General features: G+C 75.4%; 11 protein-coding genes. 2 read left to right on the forward strand and 9 right to left on the reverse strand.

Going from position 1 to position 15,808, the window contains the following annotated elements:
- The first annotated feature begins 71 nt into the window (after positions 1 to 71).
- Positions 72 to 1,769, forward strand: a complete 1,698-nt coding sequence (locus tag OG823_RS11150; protein ID WP_371479317.1) for an FAD-dependent monooxygenase — start codon at positions 72 to 74, stop codon at positions 1,767 to 1,769.
- Between the two features lie 58 nt (positions 1,770 to 1,827).
- Here OG823_RS11150 and rny read toward each other — a convergent pair whose 3' ends face one another.
- From rny to OG823_RS11185, 7 genes are all read right to left on the reverse strand, one after another.
- Positions 1,828 to 3,282 (reverse strand): ribonuclease Y, encoded by a 1,455-nt coding sequence (rny, locus tag OG823_RS11155; protein ID WP_371479318.1) that lies wholly within the window; start codon positions 3,280 to 3,282, stop codon positions 1,828 to 1,830.
- 288 nt (positions 3,283 to 3,570) lie between these two features.
- Complete coding sequence (gene recX / locus OG823_RS11160) at positions 3,571 to 4,470, reverse strand: recombination regulator RecX (protein ID WP_371479319.1); 900 nt, start codon at positions 4,468 to 4,470, stop codon at positions 3,571 to 3,573.
- A gap of 7 nt (positions 4,471 to 4,477) precedes the next feature.
- On the reverse strand, positions 4,478 to 5,620 hold the full coding sequence (gene recA, locus OG823_RS11165) for a recombinase RecA (RefSeq protein ID WP_371479320.1): 1,143 nt from the start codon (positions 5,618 to 5,620) through the stop codon (positions 4,478 to 4,480).
- A 192-nt stretch (positions 5,621 to 5,812) separates the two neighbouring features.
- Positions 5,813 to 6,958 (reverse strand): AI-2E family transporter, encoded by a 1,146-nt coding sequence (locus OG823_RS11170; RefSeq protein ID WP_371479321.1) that lies wholly within the window; start codon positions 6,956 to 6,958, stop codon positions 5,813 to 5,815.
- Between the two features lie 266 nt (positions 6,959 to 7,224).
- Positions 7,225 to 7,419, reverse strand: coding sequence for a DUF3046 domain-containing protein (locus OG823_RS11175; protein WP_371479322.1), 195 nt, complete (start codon positions 7,417 to 7,419; stop codon positions 7,225 to 7,227).
- A gap of 7 nt (positions 7,420 to 7,426) precedes the next feature.
- Positions 7,427 to 8,110 carry a GNAT family N-acetyltransferase gene (locus OG823_RS11180; RefSeq protein ID WP_371479323.1) on the reverse strand — a complete coding sequence of 228 codons (684 nt, stop codon included), beginning with the start codon at positions 8,108 to 8,110 and terminating at the stop codon, positions 7,427 to 7,429.
- A gap of 214 nt (positions 8,111 to 8,324) precedes the next feature.
- The gene (locus OG823_RS11185; protein ID WP_371479324.1) at positions 8,325 to 9,881 is read right to left on the reverse strand and encodes a S8 family serine peptidase; all 1,557 of its coding nucleotides are present in this window, start codon (positions 9,879 to 9,881) and stop codon (positions 8,325 to 8,327) included.
- Positions 9,882 to 10,187: 306 nt separating this feature from the next.
- On the opposite strand from OG823_RS11185, the gene OG823_RS11190 reads away from it, so the two are divergent.
- Entirely contained in the window at positions 10,188 to 14,945 is a 4,758-nt protein-coding gene (locus OG823_RS11190) for an ATP-dependent helicase (protein ID WP_371479325.1), read from the forward strand.
- A gap of 86 nt (positions 14,946 to 15,031) precedes the next feature.
- Here OG823_RS11190 and OG823_RS11195 read toward each other — a convergent pair whose 3' ends face one another.
- Both OG823_RS11195 and OG823_RS11200 read right to left on the reverse strand, forming a co-directional pair.
- Positions 15,032 to 15,313, reverse strand: a complete 282-nt coding sequence (locus tag OG823_RS11195; RefSeq protein ID WP_371479326.1) for a hypothetical protein — start codon at positions 15,311 to 15,313, stop codon at positions 15,032 to 15,034.
- 66 nt (positions 15,314 to 15,379) lie between these two features.
- Positions 15,380 to 15,751, reverse strand: a complete 372-nt coding sequence (locus OG823_RS11200) for a helix-turn-helix domain-containing protein (RefSeq protein WP_371479327.1) — start codon at positions 15,749 to 15,751, stop codon at positions 15,380 to 15,382.
- Positions 15,752 to 15,808: the final 57 nt, after the last annotated feature.

Here is a 15,808-nt window from a genome sequence, read left to right on the forward strand (position 1 = left end):
CTCGCGGCATATGACGCCCCCTCCACCCGAGCGTCGGCCTGCCGCCGCCCGGCCGGGCGGGAGGTCACCCCGTGGATCCGGTGATCGTGGTCGGGGCCGGGCCGGTCGGCCTGGCCCTGGCCCTCGCCCTCGCCCGGCAGGAGGTGCCGAGCATCGTCCTGGACGAGGGCAGCGGCCTGTGCGCCGAAGGGCCGCGCAGCGTCGTGCTCGGACGGGACGGCACGGCCCTCCTGGCCCGCCTCGGATACACCCGGGCCGCCTCCGACGCCGCCCGCTGGGACAGCTTCACCATCTGGCGCCGCCGCCAGGAGGTCCTGCGGGTCGACCTCGCCGGTACGCCCGCCCTGCACCTGCCCCAGCACCGGCTCCAGCGCGGCCTGCGGGACGCGCTCACCGCGACCCCTCTCGTCCGGCTCGCCCCGCTCAGCCGGGTGGTCGAACTCGAACAGGACCGCGACGGCGTCAGCGTCCGCACCCGCAACCCGCAGGACGGCACCGAGACCTGGTGGCGCGGCAGCCACGTGGTCGGCTGCGACGGCGCCCGCTCGGCCGTCCGCAAGCTGCTGAAGATCCGCTTTCCCGGCCGGCCGGCGGTCGACCGGCACGCCGTCGCCACCGTCCGCGTCGACCTGCCCTTCCCCGGCGAGGCCAGGCTGCACCGCGAGCCACCGTGGCGCGGCGACCGGGAGGCCTCCGCCCGCCCGCTCCCGGACGGCCTCTGGCGCCTCGACTGGCGGCTTCCCCCCGGTCGGCCCGCCCCGACCGAGCCGGTCGACCCGCACGCCACCTGGCCCGGCATCGTCACCGGGGACACCCTGCTGACCCGGGTGAGGTCCACCCTCACCGGCTGGTGCGGCGAGCTCCCCCGCTACGACCTGCTGGCCGCCGCCGACCACACCGCCCAGCAGCGGCTGGCCGCCCGGTTCCGCAACGGCCGCTGCTTCCTGGCCGGCGACGCCGCCCATCTGCACGGCGCGCTGGGCATGCAGAACCTCGCCGACGGGCTGCGCGACGCCGACAACCTCGCCTGGCGGCTCGCACTCGCCTGGCACCTGCACTCCGGCGGCCGGCAGGACGCCGACTCCCCCGCCGGCTCCCTGCTCGACGGCTACGAGTCCGAGCGCCGCGGCGCGGTCGGCGCCCGGCTGCGCGCCGTCGACCAGACCATGCCGCTGCTGCGCCCGCTGCGCGGCTGGCAGCACACCCGCCGCTCGCTGCTCACCGGCTCGTTCCGCAAGCACGCCCCGCTGCTCGCGGACGGCCAGCTCGGAACCGGCCGCTTCGGCGGCGCCCCGGCCTATCCGGCCGCGCCCTCCGGCGTCCCCACCAGGGTCCCGGTCCAGCGGGGGGCCGGCCGGGGCACCTCACTGACCGAGCTGCTGCCCGCGACCTCGCCCGGGGTGCTGGTGCCCGACCTGCCCGTCCTGGCCATGGACGGAGCCGCCGACCAGCTGCACGCCCGACTCGGGGCGACCTTCCTGCTGCTGCTGGTCGCCCCCGGCACCGCCGTCTGGTCGGCCCAGCACTGGCTGGGCGCCGGGCTGATGCCCAGACTCGCCGAGGTCGCCGCCGCCCTGCCGGTGCCCGCCGAGGTCCTGGTCACCGAGGACTACCCCGGCGCCGCCCCGCACACCGTGCTGCTGATCCGCCCCGACGGGCACCTGGTCGGGTCCACCCAGGGGTGCCGCGCCGAGGATCTCCAGGCCCTCGCCGACGGCGCCCGGGGCGGGCCGGCCCCGCTCGCGGGAACGCCCGAACCGGCCGCCTGACGGCGCGCCGGGCGCCCGGTGGCCGAGGGGGCGGTCACCCGGTCGGGTCACCCGGTCGCTACCGGGCGACCGCCGTGACCCGGCTCTCCCGCACCACCGTGATCCTGATCTGACCCGGATAGGTGAGCTCCTGCGCCACCCGCTTGGCGACCTCCCGGGCGATGACCTGCGCCCGGACGTCGTCGACCACGTCCGGCTGCACCATCACCCGTACCTCCCGCCCCGCCTGCATCGCGAACACCTTCGACACCCCGTCGTGGGCGCCCGCGATCTCCTCAAGGCGCTCCAGCCGCCGGACGTACGTCTCCAGCGACTCCCGCCGCGCGCCGGGTCGGCCGCCCGAGCAGGCGTCGGCGGCCTGCGTCAGGACGGCCTCCACCGTCCGGGGGTCCACCTCGCCGTGGTGCGCCTCGATCGCGTGGACGACCTCCGCCGGCTCCCCGTGCCGCCGGGCCAGCTCCGCGCCGATCGCCGCGTGACTGCCCTCGACCTCGTGGGTCAGGGCCTTGCCGATGTCGTGCAGCAGAGTGGCCCGGCGCACCAGGGTGGCGTCCACGCCCAGCTCGGACGCCATCATCCCGCCGATGTGCGCCGACTCCACCAGGTGCCCGAGCACGTTCTGTCCGTAGGAGGTGCGGTAGCGCAGGGTGCCCAGCAGCCGGACGAGCTGCGGGGCCATCTCGCCGACCCGCGCGGCCAGCAGGGCGTCCTCGCCCGCCCGGACGCACAGCCGCTCGACCTCCGCCCGGCTGCGCTCGTGCACCTCCTCGATCCGCAGCGGGTGGATCCGGCCGTCCGCGACCAGGGTCTCCAGGGTCAGTCGCGCGGTCTCCCGGCGCACCGGGTCGAAGCAGGACAGCTGGACCGACTCGGGGGTGTCGTCGACGATCAGGTTGACCCCGGTGACGGCCTCGAAGGCCCGGATGTTGCGGCCCTCCCGGCCGATGATCCGGCCCTTCATGTCCTCCCCCGGCAGGCGGAACACCGACACCACCGTCTCCGCGGTCTGCTCGCTGGCCAGCCGCTGGATGGCACCGGCGATGATCTCCCGGGCCCGCCCGTCGGCCTCCGCCTTCGCGGTCCGCTCGATCTCCCGGACCGAGACCGCGGCCTCGCGCCGGGCCTCCGTCTCCGCCTCCGCCACCAGCTCGGCCCTGGCCCGCTCCGCGCTCAGCCCGGCGACCCGCTCCAGCGCGGCGCGGCGGCCGGCCTCCAGCTCCCGTGCCGCGCCGCGGTCGCGCTCCAGATCGGCGGCCTGCCGGCCGAGCTCCGCCTCCCGGGTACGCAGGCGGCCGAGTTCCTCGGCGAGCCGCTCCTCCCGCCGGTCCAGCTCACCACGCAGCTGGGCGGTCCGTGTCTCGGCCCACTCCCGGGCCTGGGCGCCCTCCCGCGCCGCTCTGCGCTGGGCGGCCTGCAACCGGCGGATCATCAGCCAGGTCAGCCCCAGGACGACGACCAGTACGCCCGCCACCAGCAGCGAGCCGACCGATCCGGCACCCACCGCGATCTTCATCCAGCCCACTCCCCGTCCCCTGCGCGCCCGGTGTCCCTGCGCGCTCTGCTGTCGCGGCGGTGAGGGGCCTGCCGGGGCCGGTGACGCCGGCCGGCGTGGCTCTCTCAGCCTCGACTGCGGGGCAATTCGGCAATGGAGCAAGCCGCACGGACCCGACTCCGACCGCGTCGGGGCATACCTGCCCGACACGTGATCGAAGTGCTCCCTCACTGCTTGCGAGGCTAAGCGCAGGTTACGAAACGGTCAAGATGCGATCGAGAGTTGACTTCGTATCCCCCTGACGCGACATCACCGGAAGTCCGCGTCGTCCTCGCCGGTCAGCGGGTCGTCCTCCTCGCCGAGGGCCTCCCGGACGACCCGGAAGGCCAGCCCCTCCGAGTAGCCACGCCGGGCGAGCATGCCGACCAGCCTGCGCATCCTGGCCTGCCGCTCCAGTCCGCGCGTCGCGCGCAGTTTGCGGTCCACCAGGGCGCGCGCCGCCTCGCCCTCCTCCTCGGAGCCGAGCCGGCCGACCGCCTGCTCGACCAGCTCGCCGGCCACCCCCCGGGTGCGCAGCTCCTGGGCCAGCGCGCGACGGGCCAGCCCCCGGCCGGCGTGCCGTGACTCGACCCAGGCGTCGGCGAAGGCCGCGTCGTCGATCAGCCGGACCTCCTCCAGCCGGTCCAGCACCTGCTCGGCCACGTCGTCCGGGATCTCCCGGCGGCGCAGCGCGTCCGCGAGCTGCTTGCGGGTCTTGGCCGTACCGGTGAGCAACCGCAGGCAGATGTCCCGGGCCCGGGACTCCGGATCGGCGGGCTCCTCGGCGCGCGCACCGCGCGCCGGACCGTCGCCACCTGGCCGTCGACCCGACCGCCCCCGCTCGACGCCGCCGCGGCGGGCCCCGCCGCCCGCGTTCTCCCGGCGCTCCGCCCGGGCGCTCCCCACCCGGTCCGGCGCGGGGCCGGGCTCGGACTCGGACTCGGACTCGGGATCCGGATCGAACGCGGGCTCCGGATCGGACTCCGCCGCCAGCGCGGAGCGCCGTCGGCGCCGCCCTGCCGGCAGCTCGGAGGCGGGCGTCAGGAGCAGCCCCGGACCGTCGCCGGTGCCGGACTCGCCCGGCACCCCCCTGCCGAACAGCCCCTCCCCCGGGTCCGGCGCCGTACGGCCGGACCCGGGACGGGGCTGGTGTTCCTCGTCGTCGCGCATCAACGGCTCAGGCCTTGGCCGCCGCCGCCGCCGTCTTCTTCGCCGCAGCCGTCTTGGCGGCGGTCGCGGTGATCGGCTTCGCGCCGCCCTCGGCCACGTCACCCGCGGCGGCCGGAGTGGCCGGGGTGCCCGCCTCGGCCGCCGGGGTCTCCGACTTCGGGCCGATGCCCAGCTTCTCCTTGATCTTCCGCTCGATCTCCTCGGCGAGCTGGGGGTTGTCCCGCAGGAAGTTGCGGGCGTTCTCCTTGCCCTGGCCGAGCTGGTCGCCCTCGTACGTGTACCAGGCGCCGGCCTTGCGGATGAAGCCGTTCTCGACACCCATGTCGATCAGGCCGCCCTCCCAGCTGATGCCGTGGCCGTAGAGGATGTCGAACTCGGCCTGCTTGAACGGCGCGGCGACCTTGTTCTTGACCACCTTGACGCGGGTGCGGTTGCCGACCGCCTCGGTGCCGTCCTTCAGCGTCTCGATCCGGCGGATGTCCAGACGCACGGAGGCGTAGAACTTCAGCGCGCGGCCACCGGTGGTGGTCTCGGGCGAGCCGAACATGACGCCGATCTTCTCGCGGAGCTGGTTGATGAAGATCGCCGTGGTGTTCGACTGGTTCAGCGCACCGGCGATCTTCCGCAGCGCCTGGCTCATCAGGCGGGCCTGCAGACCGACGTGCGAGTCGCCCATCTCACCCTCGATCTCGGCGCGCGGCACGAGGGCCGCGACCGAGTCGATGATGATCAGGTCGACCGCGCCGGAGCGGATCAGCATGTCCGTGATCTCCAGCGCCTGCTCACCGGTGTCCGGCTGGCTGACCAGCAGGGAGTCGGTGTCGACCCCGAGCTTGCGGGCGTACTCCGGGTCGAGGGCGTGCTCCGCGTCGACGAAGGCGACCGTACCGCCGAGCTTCTGGGCGCTGGCCGCGGCGTGCAGGGTCAGCGTCGTCTTGCCGGAGGACTCCGGACCGTAGATCTCGATCACCCGGCCGCGCGGGAGGCCGCCGACGCCGAGCGCGACGTCCAGCGCCGTGGATCCGGTCGGGATGACGTCGATCGGGGCCCGGGACTGGTCGCCGAGGCGCATCACCGATCCCTTGCCGAACTGCCGCTCAATCTGGGCGAGGGCGTTCTCAAGAGCCTTCTCGCGATCCGTGCCTGCCATGGCTTCCACCCTCGGGTTCTGTCCTGTGCGCTTCATCGTCCTCGACGCTAGCGCGTCCCACTGACAATCGGCCCCGACCGGGCTCCGCCTGTGGAGAACTCACCGCCGGAGAGTACAAAGAACATATGTTCGATTCACATCGAAAAGCAAGGAGCCGCCCCGGCCCGTCCGGCCGTCCCCCGCCCCACCTGCCTACTCCTCCCGGTCGGGGCCGGCGCCGACCATGGACCGCAACCGGCGTGCCGTCTGCCGCCTGCGCTCCCTGCGCGCCTCCCGGCGCTGCTCACCACGGTCGATCCGCGGGTCGGTCGCCACCTCGTAGCGGCGCACGTACGTGCCGACGAAGCCCTGCAGCGTGGCCGCCGCCGGGATGGCGATCAGGGCGCCGACCGCACCGAGCAGCGCGGCGCCGGCGATCACCGAGCCGAACGCGACCGCGGGGTGCACGTCCACCGTCCTGGCCGTGATCCGCGGATGCAGCAGGTAGTTCTCGATCTGCTGGTACACGACGACGAAGGCCAGGACCCAGAGCGCGTCCACCGGCTGCACGGTCAGCGCGACCAGCACCGGGAGGGCGCCCGCCAGGTAGGTGCCGATGGTCGGGACGAACTGCGACATCACCCCGACCCAGACCGCGAGCGCCGCGGAGTACGGCAGGTCCAGCGCGGCGAACATGATCCAGTGCGCGGCCGCCGAGACCACCGCCAGCAGTGCCCGCGAGTAGAGGTAGCCGCCGGTCTTGGCCAGCGCGATCTCCCAGGCCCGCAGCACCTCGCCCTGCATGGCGGGCGGCAGCAGCGAGCAGACCGTGCGGCGTACGCGGGGCCCGTCGGCGGTGAAGTAGAAGGTGAAGAGGCCCACGGTGAAGGCCTGGAAGAGCCCGCCGATCAGGGTGCTCGACACCCCCCAGACGTTGTCGGCCGCCTGTTGGGCGTAGGTCTCGATGCTTCCCGAGTCCTTCAGCAGCCGCCGGCGCAGCTCGTCCAGCGAGAGGTCCTGGTGGAAGGTCCGGTTGACCCAGTGGATCAGGCCGTCCACCAGGTGCGGCAGGTCTCCGGCGATCTTCGCCACCTGGTCCACCAGCAGGGTGCCGAGTGCGGCCAGGAATCCCACGATGGCCAGCGCCACCGTGACGAAGACCAGGAACGTGCCCAGGCCGCGCCGCATCCCGCGGGCGGCCATCCGGTCCACGGCCGGCTCCAGCGCCAGCGACAGGAAGAACGAGACGATCAGCATCACGAACAGGTCGATCAGCTGGTGGAAGGCCCAGTCGGCCAGCTTGAAGAGCCCGACCAGCACCAGCGCCAGCAGCATCGCGCGCGGCAGCCAGCGGGGCATCGCGCCGCCCCACCCGCCCGCGGGGCGCAGACCCTCGGGCCGGACGGGGCGTGGCCCGGCGGTCTCGGCCGCCGGGGGTGGTACGGACGATGCGGGCGGCGTGGGAGAGGTGGGCGGTGTGTCCGGTTTCTGGGTTTCTGGGCTACTTACCACCCGCACAGTCTCACCCATGGATCCGGCCCCGAGTGCTGCCCCGGCCCGGTGGGTCGCCCGCCGCCGACGCCCGCCGCCGACCCCCGGCGCGGCGCGGCCGCGGAGCTCCGCGCTCAGCGCAGCAGGGTCGACACGCCCTGGGTGTCGCAGACCACCCGCCAGACGTCCTTGGCCTCCCAGCCGGCCGCCAGCGCCTCCCTGACCGTCCGGCCGCCGAGCTCGCTCATCAGATGGTCGGACGCGAAGGACTCCGCGTACACCTCACCGAAGTGCTCGTACATCCGTCGCCAGAACTCCGTCAGCCTCATGCGCCCATTATCCCGAACCCGAACGGACCGGCCCTCGGCCGGGCGCTCGGCCGGGATCTGATCCGGGACCTGATCCGGGGCCTGATCCGGGGCCCCGGCCGGCACCGGTCCGAGGGCCGGGCGCGGGCGCCGCCCCGTCGCGCTCCAGGGCGTACTCGACGTCGCCGTGCTCGTCCCCCGCGATCCGCTCCGGCCACTCCTGCCGGAAGGTGCGGACGTACCGGAGGCCGGCCTTCTCCATCACCCGGCGGGAGCCCGCGTTGACCGCCATCGTCCGAGCGATCACGCGTCGCACGCCCAGGTCGGCGAACCCCAGCCGGATCAGGGCGAGCGATCCCTCCGTCGCCAGGCCCCGGCCCCAGGCGGCCCGGCGCAGCCGGTAGCCGAGTTCGACCTCCGCCGTGGGCCGCTCCGGGTCGGTGGGGCAGAACTCGAACCAGCCGACGAACCGCCCGCCGGCCGCCCGCTCCTCGGCCGCCCAGAGGCCGAGGCCCGGACGGTCCGCGTACCGCTCGTAGTGGCCCAGCAGGCGGGGCAGCAGCTCGTTCGCGACCTCCTCGCGAGGGGTCGCCCGCCCGCCGGTGAGGTGGCGCATGACCCGGGGATCGCTATCCAGCTCGACCAGGTGGTCCACGTCCTGGGGGGTGAAGCGGCGCAGCACCAGCCGCTCCGTGGTCAGCAGTACCGTCATACCCGCGATGCTCGCCGGACCGGGGGCGGGTGTCACCGGGTTTTCGGCCGAGGTAAGCCGCGGGCGACCGGACGGACCGGCCGACGGACGGCACGACTGCGGCCCGGCTGCGGCCCGGGGACCGCGCGGAGCAGGGCCGTCCTCCGCGCCGGACGGCGGGGGCGGTCCAGTGCCGGACGGCGGGGGCAGATCAGTGCGGGACGGCGGGGGCGGGTCAGTGCGGCAGGGTGACGATCCCGGCGCCGTAGTACTGCCGGTCACCGCAGCCCTGGGCGACGCGCGGGCAGGCGTCGGCCGCCGTCCGGGCGAGCAGGGCGCTCAGCCGGTCGGAGTCGTAGTCCGGGTGCAGGGCGGCGGCGACGGCCACCGCACCGGTCACGTGCGCGGCCGCCATCGAGGTGCCGGCCAGCGCGGTGTACTGCCCGTCCGGCCAGTCGGAGACCACCGCGCCCTGGACGCCGGCGTCGGGGTCGCCGCCGGGCGCCGCCAGCGAGACCCGCCCGCGCCCGTAATTGGTGTACGCGGACGGCCGGCCGTCGCGGTTGACGGCGGTCACCGTCACCACCCCGGGCAGTTCGCCCGGCAGCCGGACGCACTCGACTCCGAGGTTGCGGCTCAGCGCGGGCCCGGAGACCCGGTCGTTGGGGCTGCGCTCGTCGGTGCGGGCACCGCCCAGGTCCTGCCCGTCGTTGCCGGCGGAGGCGACCACCACCGCACCCTTGCCCCGGGCGTAGTCCACCGCCCTGGCGACCGCCGTGACCACGGCGGCCTGATCCGGCTCCTCGGGGCAGTTGTACTTCCACGGGTCGGCGAAGTAGCTGTTGTTGATCGCCTTCGCGCCGTGGTCGGCGGCCCAGAGCATGCCGCAGACGATGTTCTCGGGGTAGTACTGGCCGAGCGGCCCGAGCAGCCGGACCGCCCCGATCCGCACGCCCGGGGCGACCCCCATCACCCCGTGGCCGTCACGGGCCGCGCCGACGATCCCGGCCACGTGGGTGCCGTGGCCGCTCTCGGTGACACCGGGATCCGGTCGCCAGGCGCCGGAGCGGGCGTCCGGGCGTCCGTCCGCGCAGGAGGCGGAGCTCTTCGGGTCGACCGCGGCACGCAGGTCGGGGTGGGTGTCGTCGACCCCGGAGTCGAGCACCGCGACCATCACCTTGCGCAGCGAGTCGGGGGAGGGCACGCCCGGGTCGGCCGCCGGCGTGCGCAGCAGGGCCGAGGAGGTGTCCGTGCCCGGGTGGGCGCCGGCACCGACCATCGCGATGTTCCAACTGTCCTGCTCACCGGGATCGGGCACCGTCGCGGTGGTGTCGTCGCCGCTCTCCCCCGAGCCGCCCGGGCTGTCGGGCTCCACCGCGTCCGCCCCGGCGGCGAGGGCCGCCCCGGCGCGGAAGTCCCCCGCGCCGCCGAGCGGGCGGGGCGGGCTCGGCACGGGCGCCGTCCTGGTGGCCCCGACCGCGGCGATCCCGGGGCGGGCCCGCACCTTCTCGGCGAACCCGGTGCTCGCGTACGCGAGGACGGCGCCGATCTGCGGGTAGTCCTGGACGACGTCGGCGCCGGCGGCACGCGCCTCGTCGTGGGCCAGCGCCGCACCCGTGGCGTCGGGGTGGTCGGCGAGCACCAGGTAGCTGAGGTAGGAGCGGCCCGGTCCGGCCACGTAGGGGACGGCGCCGGCCAGCACCAGCGCGGTCAGCAGCATCGCGAGCAGCACCCGCAGTGGCATCCGGCACGACCTCGCGGCGCCGCTCTCGGCCAGGTGGACCTGCTCCATCGCGCCGGTCTCCGCTCCTCGGCCCCGCCCGGATCATGGGTCTGAATCCTCACCATAGAAGCGTATTATCCGTTTTGTCCTTTTCGGCTACGGCAGACGGCAGACGACCCGCCCGGAGCACCGGAGGCCGGCGGCCGGTGCTCGGGCGCCCTGGCCGGTCCCCCGCGCACACCCGCCGCCGCACACCAGCCGCACAGCCGCCACCCGCCAACCACCACCCACCGCACAGCCGCCACCCGCCAACCACCACCCGCCGCACGGCCCTCGGAGCCGACCGCTGTCAGCGGCACACGGCACCATGGGGGCATGGCGCCCCGTACTCCCGCCCAACCGCCCGCCGACCCGCCGCCGACGGCCCCCGCCGACCCGCTGGCCGGCTTCGCCCCGGCCACCCGGGCCTGGTTCACGGGCGCCTTCACCGCCCCGACCGACGCCCAGACCGAGGCCTGGCGGGCGCTCCGGCAGGAGGCCGACGTCCTGGTGGTGGCCCCCACCGGCTCGGGCAAGACGCTCGCGGCCTTCCTCTCCGCCCTCGACCACCTGAGCAGCACCCCGCCGCCCGCCGACCCCCGACGCCGCTGCCGGGTCCTGTACATCTCCCCGCTCAAGGCGCTCGCGGTCGACGTCGAGCGCAACCTGCGTGCGCCGCTCGCCGGGCTGCGCCAGGCGTCCGTCCGGCTCGGGCTGCCCGAGCCGGAGGTCCAGGTCGGCATCCGCTCGGGCGACACCCCGGCCGCCGACCGCCGGCGCTTCGCGACCCACCCGCCGGACATCCTGATCACCACCCCCGAGTCGCTCTTCCTGCTCCTCACCTCGGCCGCCCGGGAGGCACTGCGCGGGATCGACACCGTGATCCTCGACGAGGTGCACGCCGTCGCCGGCACCAAGCGCGGCGCCCACCTGGCGCTGAGCCTGGAGAGGCTGGACGAGCTGCTGGAGCGGCCCGCCCGCCGGATCGGCCTCTCCGCCACCGTCCGGCCGGTCGAGGAGGTCGCCCGCTACCTCAGCCCGCGGCGCGGCGCCACGATCGTCCAGCCGCCCTCCGCCAAGCGGTTCGACCTCTCCGTCGTCGTCCCGGTCGCCGACCTGGCCGACCTGCCGGCCGCGCCGGCCGGCCCGGCCGGCTCCGACGACGGTCCGGGCGCGCCCGCCGGCCGTCAGGACGGCGGCGCCTCCGTCTGGCCGCACGTCGAGGAGCGGATCGTCGACCTGGTCCAGGCGCACCGCTCGACGATCGTCTTCGCCAACTCCCGCCGGCTCGCCGAGCGGCTCTGCAACCGGCTGAACGAGATCGCCCTGGAGCGCGCCACCGGCACCCCGCTGCCCGAGTCGCACGCCCCGGCCCAGCTGATGGCCGAGTCCGGCGTCGCCAGGGGCGCGCCGCCCGTGCTCGCCCGCGCGCACCACGGCTCGGTCTCCAAGGAGCAGCGCGCGCTGGTCGAGGAGGAGCTGAAGGCGGGCCGGCTGCCCGCCGTGGTCGCCACCTCCAGCCTGGAGCTGGGCATCGACATGGGCGCCGTCGAGCTGGTCGTCCAGGTCGAGTCGCCGCCCTCGGTCGCCTCCGGCCTGCAACGGGTCGGCCGGGCGGGCCACCAGGTCGGCGCGGTCTCCACCGGCGTCTTCTTCCCCAAGTACCGGGGGGACCTGGTGCAGTCCGCCGTGGTCACCGAGCGGATGCGGGCCGGGCTGATCGAGGCGCTGCGGATCCCGCGCAACCCGCTGGACGTCCTCGCCCAGCAGCTGGTCGCGATCACCGCCCTGGACACCTGGCCGGTCGACGACCTGCTCGCCCTGGTCCGCCGCGCGGCGCCGTTCGCCACCCTGCCGCAGTCCGCCTTCGACGCGGTGTTGGACATGCTGGCCGGCCGCTACCCCTCCGACGCCTTCGCCGAGCTGCGTCCGCGCCTGGTCTGGGACCGCGTCGCCGGCACCGTCGCCGGCCGCCCCGGGGCCCAGCGGCTCGCCGTCACCTCCGGGGGGACCATCCCCGACCGGGGCCTGTTCGGCGTCTTCATCGCCGGGACCGACCCCAAGAAGGGCGGCGGGCGGGTGGGCGAGCTGGACGAGGAGATGGTCTACGAGTCCCGGGTCGGCGACGTCTTCACCCTGGGCACCACCTCCTGGCGGATCGAGGAGATCACCCACGACAGGGTGCTGGTCACCCCGGCGCCCGGCGTTCCGGGCCGGCTGCCGTTCTGGAAGGGCGACACCCTCGGCCGCCCGCTGGAGCTGGGCCGGGCGCTCGGCGCCTTCGTCCGCGAGCTGGGTTCGCTCACCCCGGAGCAGGCCGGCGAGCGGCTGCGCGCCGCGGGCCTGGACGACTGGGCCTGCGGCAACCTGCTGGACTACCTCGCCGAGCAGCGCACCGCCTGCGGCCACCTGCCCGACGACCGCACCATCGTGGTCGAACGCTTCCGCGACGAGCTGGGCGACTGGCGGATCGTCATCCACTCCCCCTTCGGCGCCCAGGTGCACGCCCCCTGGGCGCTGGCGCTGGCCGCCCGCCTGCGGGAGAAGCACGGCCTGGACCCGCAGGTGATGCACGCCGACGACGGCATCGTGCTGCGCCTGCCGGACGCCGACCTGCTCTCCGTGGACTTCGACTTCGCCTCTCCGGCGGCCGGTCCGCCCGACCAGGCCCCGGTGGGGGCGGACGCCGCCCTGTTCGACCCGGCCGAGATCGAGCAGCTCGTCACCGACCAGGTCGGCGGCTCCGCGCTGTTCGCCTCCCGGTTCCGCGAGTGCGCCGGGCGCGCGCTGCTGCTTCCCCGGCGCAGCCCCGGCCGGCGCACCCCGCTCTGGCAGCAGCGCCAGCGGGCCTCCCAGCTGCTGGAGGTCGCCTCCGAGTACGGCTCCTTCCCGATCGTCCTGGAGGCCGTCCGGGAGTGCCTGCAGGACGTCTTCGACGTGCCCGGCCTGGTCGAGCTGATGGGCGATCTGGAGTCCCGCGCCGTCCGCCTGGTCGAGGTCACCACCCCCGAACCCTCGCCCTTCGCCCGCTCCCTGCTCTTCGGCTACGTCGCGCAGTTCCTGTACGAGGGCGATTCACCGCTGGCCGAGCGCCGAGCGGCCGCGCTCTCCCTCGACTCCCGGCTGCTCTCCGAGCTGCTCGGCCAGGCCGAGCTGCGCGAGCTGCTCGACCCGGCGGTGCTCGCCGAGCTGGAGGCCGAACTCCAGCGGCTCACCCCCGAGCGGCGGATCAAGGACGTCGAGGGGGTCGCCGACGCGCTGCGCCTGCTGGGCCCGCTCGACGAGGCCGAGCTGACGGCCAGGGGCGCCGAGCCGCTCTGGGCCCTCGAACTGGAGGCGTCCCGCAGAGCGATCCGGGTGCGGGTCGGCGGCCGGGAGCGCTGGTCGGCGATCGAGGACGCCGGCCGGCTGCGCGACGCCCTCGGCACTCCGCTGCCCGTGGGCGTTCCGGAGGCGTTCACCGAGCCGGTCAAGGATCCGCTGGGCGATCTGCTGGCCCGCTACGCCCGCACCCACGGTCCGTTCACGGCCGCCGAGGCGGCCGAGCGCTTCGGCCTGGGCGCGGCGGTGGTCACCGGGGCCCTGCAGCGGCTGACCGCCTCCGGGCGGCTGGTCCAGGGCGAGTTCCGGCCGGTCGAGGGGCACACCGCCACCGTCGAGTGGTGCGACGCGGAGGTCCTGCGGCGGCTGCGGCGCCGTTCGCTGGCCGCCCTGCGCCAGGAGGTCGAGGCGGTGCCGCCCGGCGCGCTGGCCGCCTTCCTGCCGCAGTGGCAGCACCTGGCCGGGCACCGGCTGCGCGGTATCGACGGGCTGGTCCGGGTGGTCGAGCAGCTCCAGGGCACCGCACTGCCCGCCTCCGCGCTGGAGAAGCTCGTCCTCCCGGCCCGGCTGAGCGACTACCACCCGGCCATGCTGGACGAGCTGACGGCGGCCGGCGAGGTCAGCTGGTCCGGGGCGGGCGCACTGCCGGGCAAGGACGGCTGGGTCGGCCTGCACCTCGCGGAGAGCTCCCACCTGCTGCGTCCGGAGCCCGTCCCGCTCTCCCTCACGCCCGTCCACAGCGCCCTGCTGGAGGCCCTGGCGGGCGGCTACGGCCTGTTCTTCCGGCAACTGGCCGAACGGGTCGGGGCGGCGGGTGAGCAGGCCGGGGATCCGCCGGCCGACCCGGACATCGTGGCGGCCCTCTGGGACCTGCTCTGGGCCGGGTACGTCACCAACGACACCCTCGCCCCGCTGCGCGCCCTGCTGGGCTCCGGCCGGACGGCGGGCGCGACGGCCCACCGGTCGCCCCGCTCCGCTCCGCGCGGCCGGTACGGCGGCGCGGGGCGGTCCCTGGGCCGGTCGGCTGCGGGCGCCGGCCGGAGCGGTCCGCCGACGGTGGCCGGCCGGTGGTCCCTACTGCCGGACTTCGCCGCCGACCCGACCGTCCGGGCCACCGCACGCGCCCAGAGCCTGCTCGACCGGCACGGCCTGCTGACCCGTGGCACGGTGGCCGCCGAGCGGGTGCCGGGCGGCTTCGCGGGGGTCTACCGGGTGCTCGCGGCCATGGAGGAGCGGGGGCGGGCCCGCCGGGGCTACTTCGTGGAGGGGCTCGGCGGAGCGCAGTTCGCCATGGAGGGCGCGGCCGACCGCCTGCGCGCCGTCAGCACGCGCCTGGAACGCTCCCGGGGCACCGAGTGGCCCGGGAGCACCGGCGCCGAACCCCCTCAGCCGCTGGTGCTGGCCGCCGCCGACCCGGCCAACGTGTACGGAGCCGCCCTGCCCTGGCCCGAGCCGCCGACCGGTCCCGAGGGCGCCACCGCCACGACCGCCCACCGGCCCGGCCGCAAGGCGGGTGCACTGGTCGTCCTGGTGGACGGCGAGCTGGCGCTGTACGTGGAGCGGGGCGGGAAGTCCCTGCTGGCCTGGCCCGCGGAGCCGGCCACCCGCTCGCTCGCCGCCGAGGCCCTGGCCAGGGCGGTACGGGACGGCGCGCTCGGCAGCGTCACGGTCGAGAGGGCCAACGGAGAGCCGGCCCTGACCTCGGAACTCGGCGCCGCCCTGGAGGCCGCGGGCTTCCATCCGACGCCGCGCGGCCTGCGCCTACGCCCGTGAGCCCGTGAGCCCGTGAGCGCCTGAGCCCGTAAGCGCCGGGCCTCGACGGCCGTGGGGCGGGCCCACGGCCGTCGAGGCCCGGCGCGTCACTCGCAGTGGTCCGCCGGAGACCTCTCGGCGGTGACGTGTTCACCCGATCGACGGGACGGACCGGTCGACCTCGGGTCGGCGTGCACGGGCAGCAGCCCCAGGGCCCAGCCGCCGGCCGCCAGCACGCCCAGTACGGCGCCGTCGGTACCCGGAGCCCCGGAGAGCAGCAGACGGCCGCCCAGGACCGCTCCCAGGCCCGCCAGGGCCCATCGCAGCGGCCGCAGCCGGCGTAGGCGTATTCGAGCGTCGGCCAGGACCGTCACCGCGACCGCGTGCATCGCCGCCTCCTCGGTTCGTCGCCGGGCCGGGCCCGGGTCGGCCCAGGAGGGCGGCTTCCGGTCCGGTCAGGCCGCGACCACGTCCACGGCCGCGGCCTTGGGCGTGATGGAACTCATCCGGTCGACGCCGGGAGCCGGCAGCTGCACCGGCTCGAGGACCGGCCTCAGAAGTTCACCTTCGGAGAGGGTGGCCATCGCCGCAAGTTCGGCGAGCGAGAGTTCGTCGCTGACCTCGCGCATGACCTCGGACATCCGAACGTCGAGTGCGTCGCAGATGGCGGAGAGCAGCTCGGAGGATGCCTCCTTCTGTCCCCGCTCGACCTCGGAGAGGTAACCGAGCGAAACCCTGGCTGCTGCCGACACCTCGCGAAGTGTGCGGCCCTGGCGCTGGCGCTGCCGACGCAGTACATCGCCCAGTAGGCGACGGAGCAGGATCATCGGTGCCTCCCTCCTCGGACTGCGGATCGAGATGTCACGTCCCCACCGTACCGCCTT

This window comes from Kitasatospora sp. NBC_00315, assembly GCF_041435095.1.
GTDB lineage: Bacteria > Actinomycetota > Actinomycetes > Streptomycetales > Streptomycetaceae > Kitasatospora.

Bases quoted from the DNA above. Each gene is read 5' to 3' on its own strand.
- OG823_RS11175 (WP_371479322.1), bottom strand. From the start codon at position 7,419: ATGAGGCTGACGGAGTTCTGGCGACGGATGTACGAGCACTTCGGTGAG.
- OG823_RS11190 (WP_371479325.1), top strand. From the start codon at position 10,188: ATGGCGCCCCGTACTCCCGCCCAACCGCCCGCCGACCCGCCGCCGACG.
- OG823_RS11180 (WP_371479323.1), bottom strand. From the start codon at position 8,110: ATGACGGTACTGCTGACCACGGAGCGGCTGGTGCTGCGCCGCTTCACC.
- rny (WP_371479318.1), bottom strand. From the start codon at position 3,282: ATGAAGATCGCGGTGGGTGCCGGATCGGTCGGCTCGCTGCTGGTGGCG.
- OG823_RS11195 (WP_371479326.1), bottom strand. From the start codon at position 15,313: ATGCACGCGGTCGCGGTGACGGTCCTGGCCGACGCTCGAATACGCCTA.
- recA (WP_371479320.1), bottom strand. From the start codon at position 5,620: ATGGCAGGCACGGATCGCGAGAAGGCTCTTGAGAACGCCCTCGCCCAG.
- OG823_RS11200 (WP_371479327.1), bottom strand. From the start codon at position 15,751: ATGATCCTGCTCCGTCGCCTACTGGGCGATGTACTGCGTCGGCAGCGC.
- OG823_RS11185 (WP_371479324.1), bottom strand. From the start codon at position 9,881: ATGGAGCAGGTCCACCTGGCCGAGAGCGGCGCCGCGAGGTCGTGCCGG.
- recX (WP_371479319.1), bottom strand. From the start codon at position 4,470: ATGCGCGACGACGAGGAACACCAGCCCCGTCCCGGGTCCGGCCGTACG.
- OG823_RS11170 (WP_371479321.1), bottom strand. From the start codon at position 6,958: ATGCCCCGCTGGCTGCCGCGCGCGATGCTGCTGGCGCTGGTGCTGGTC.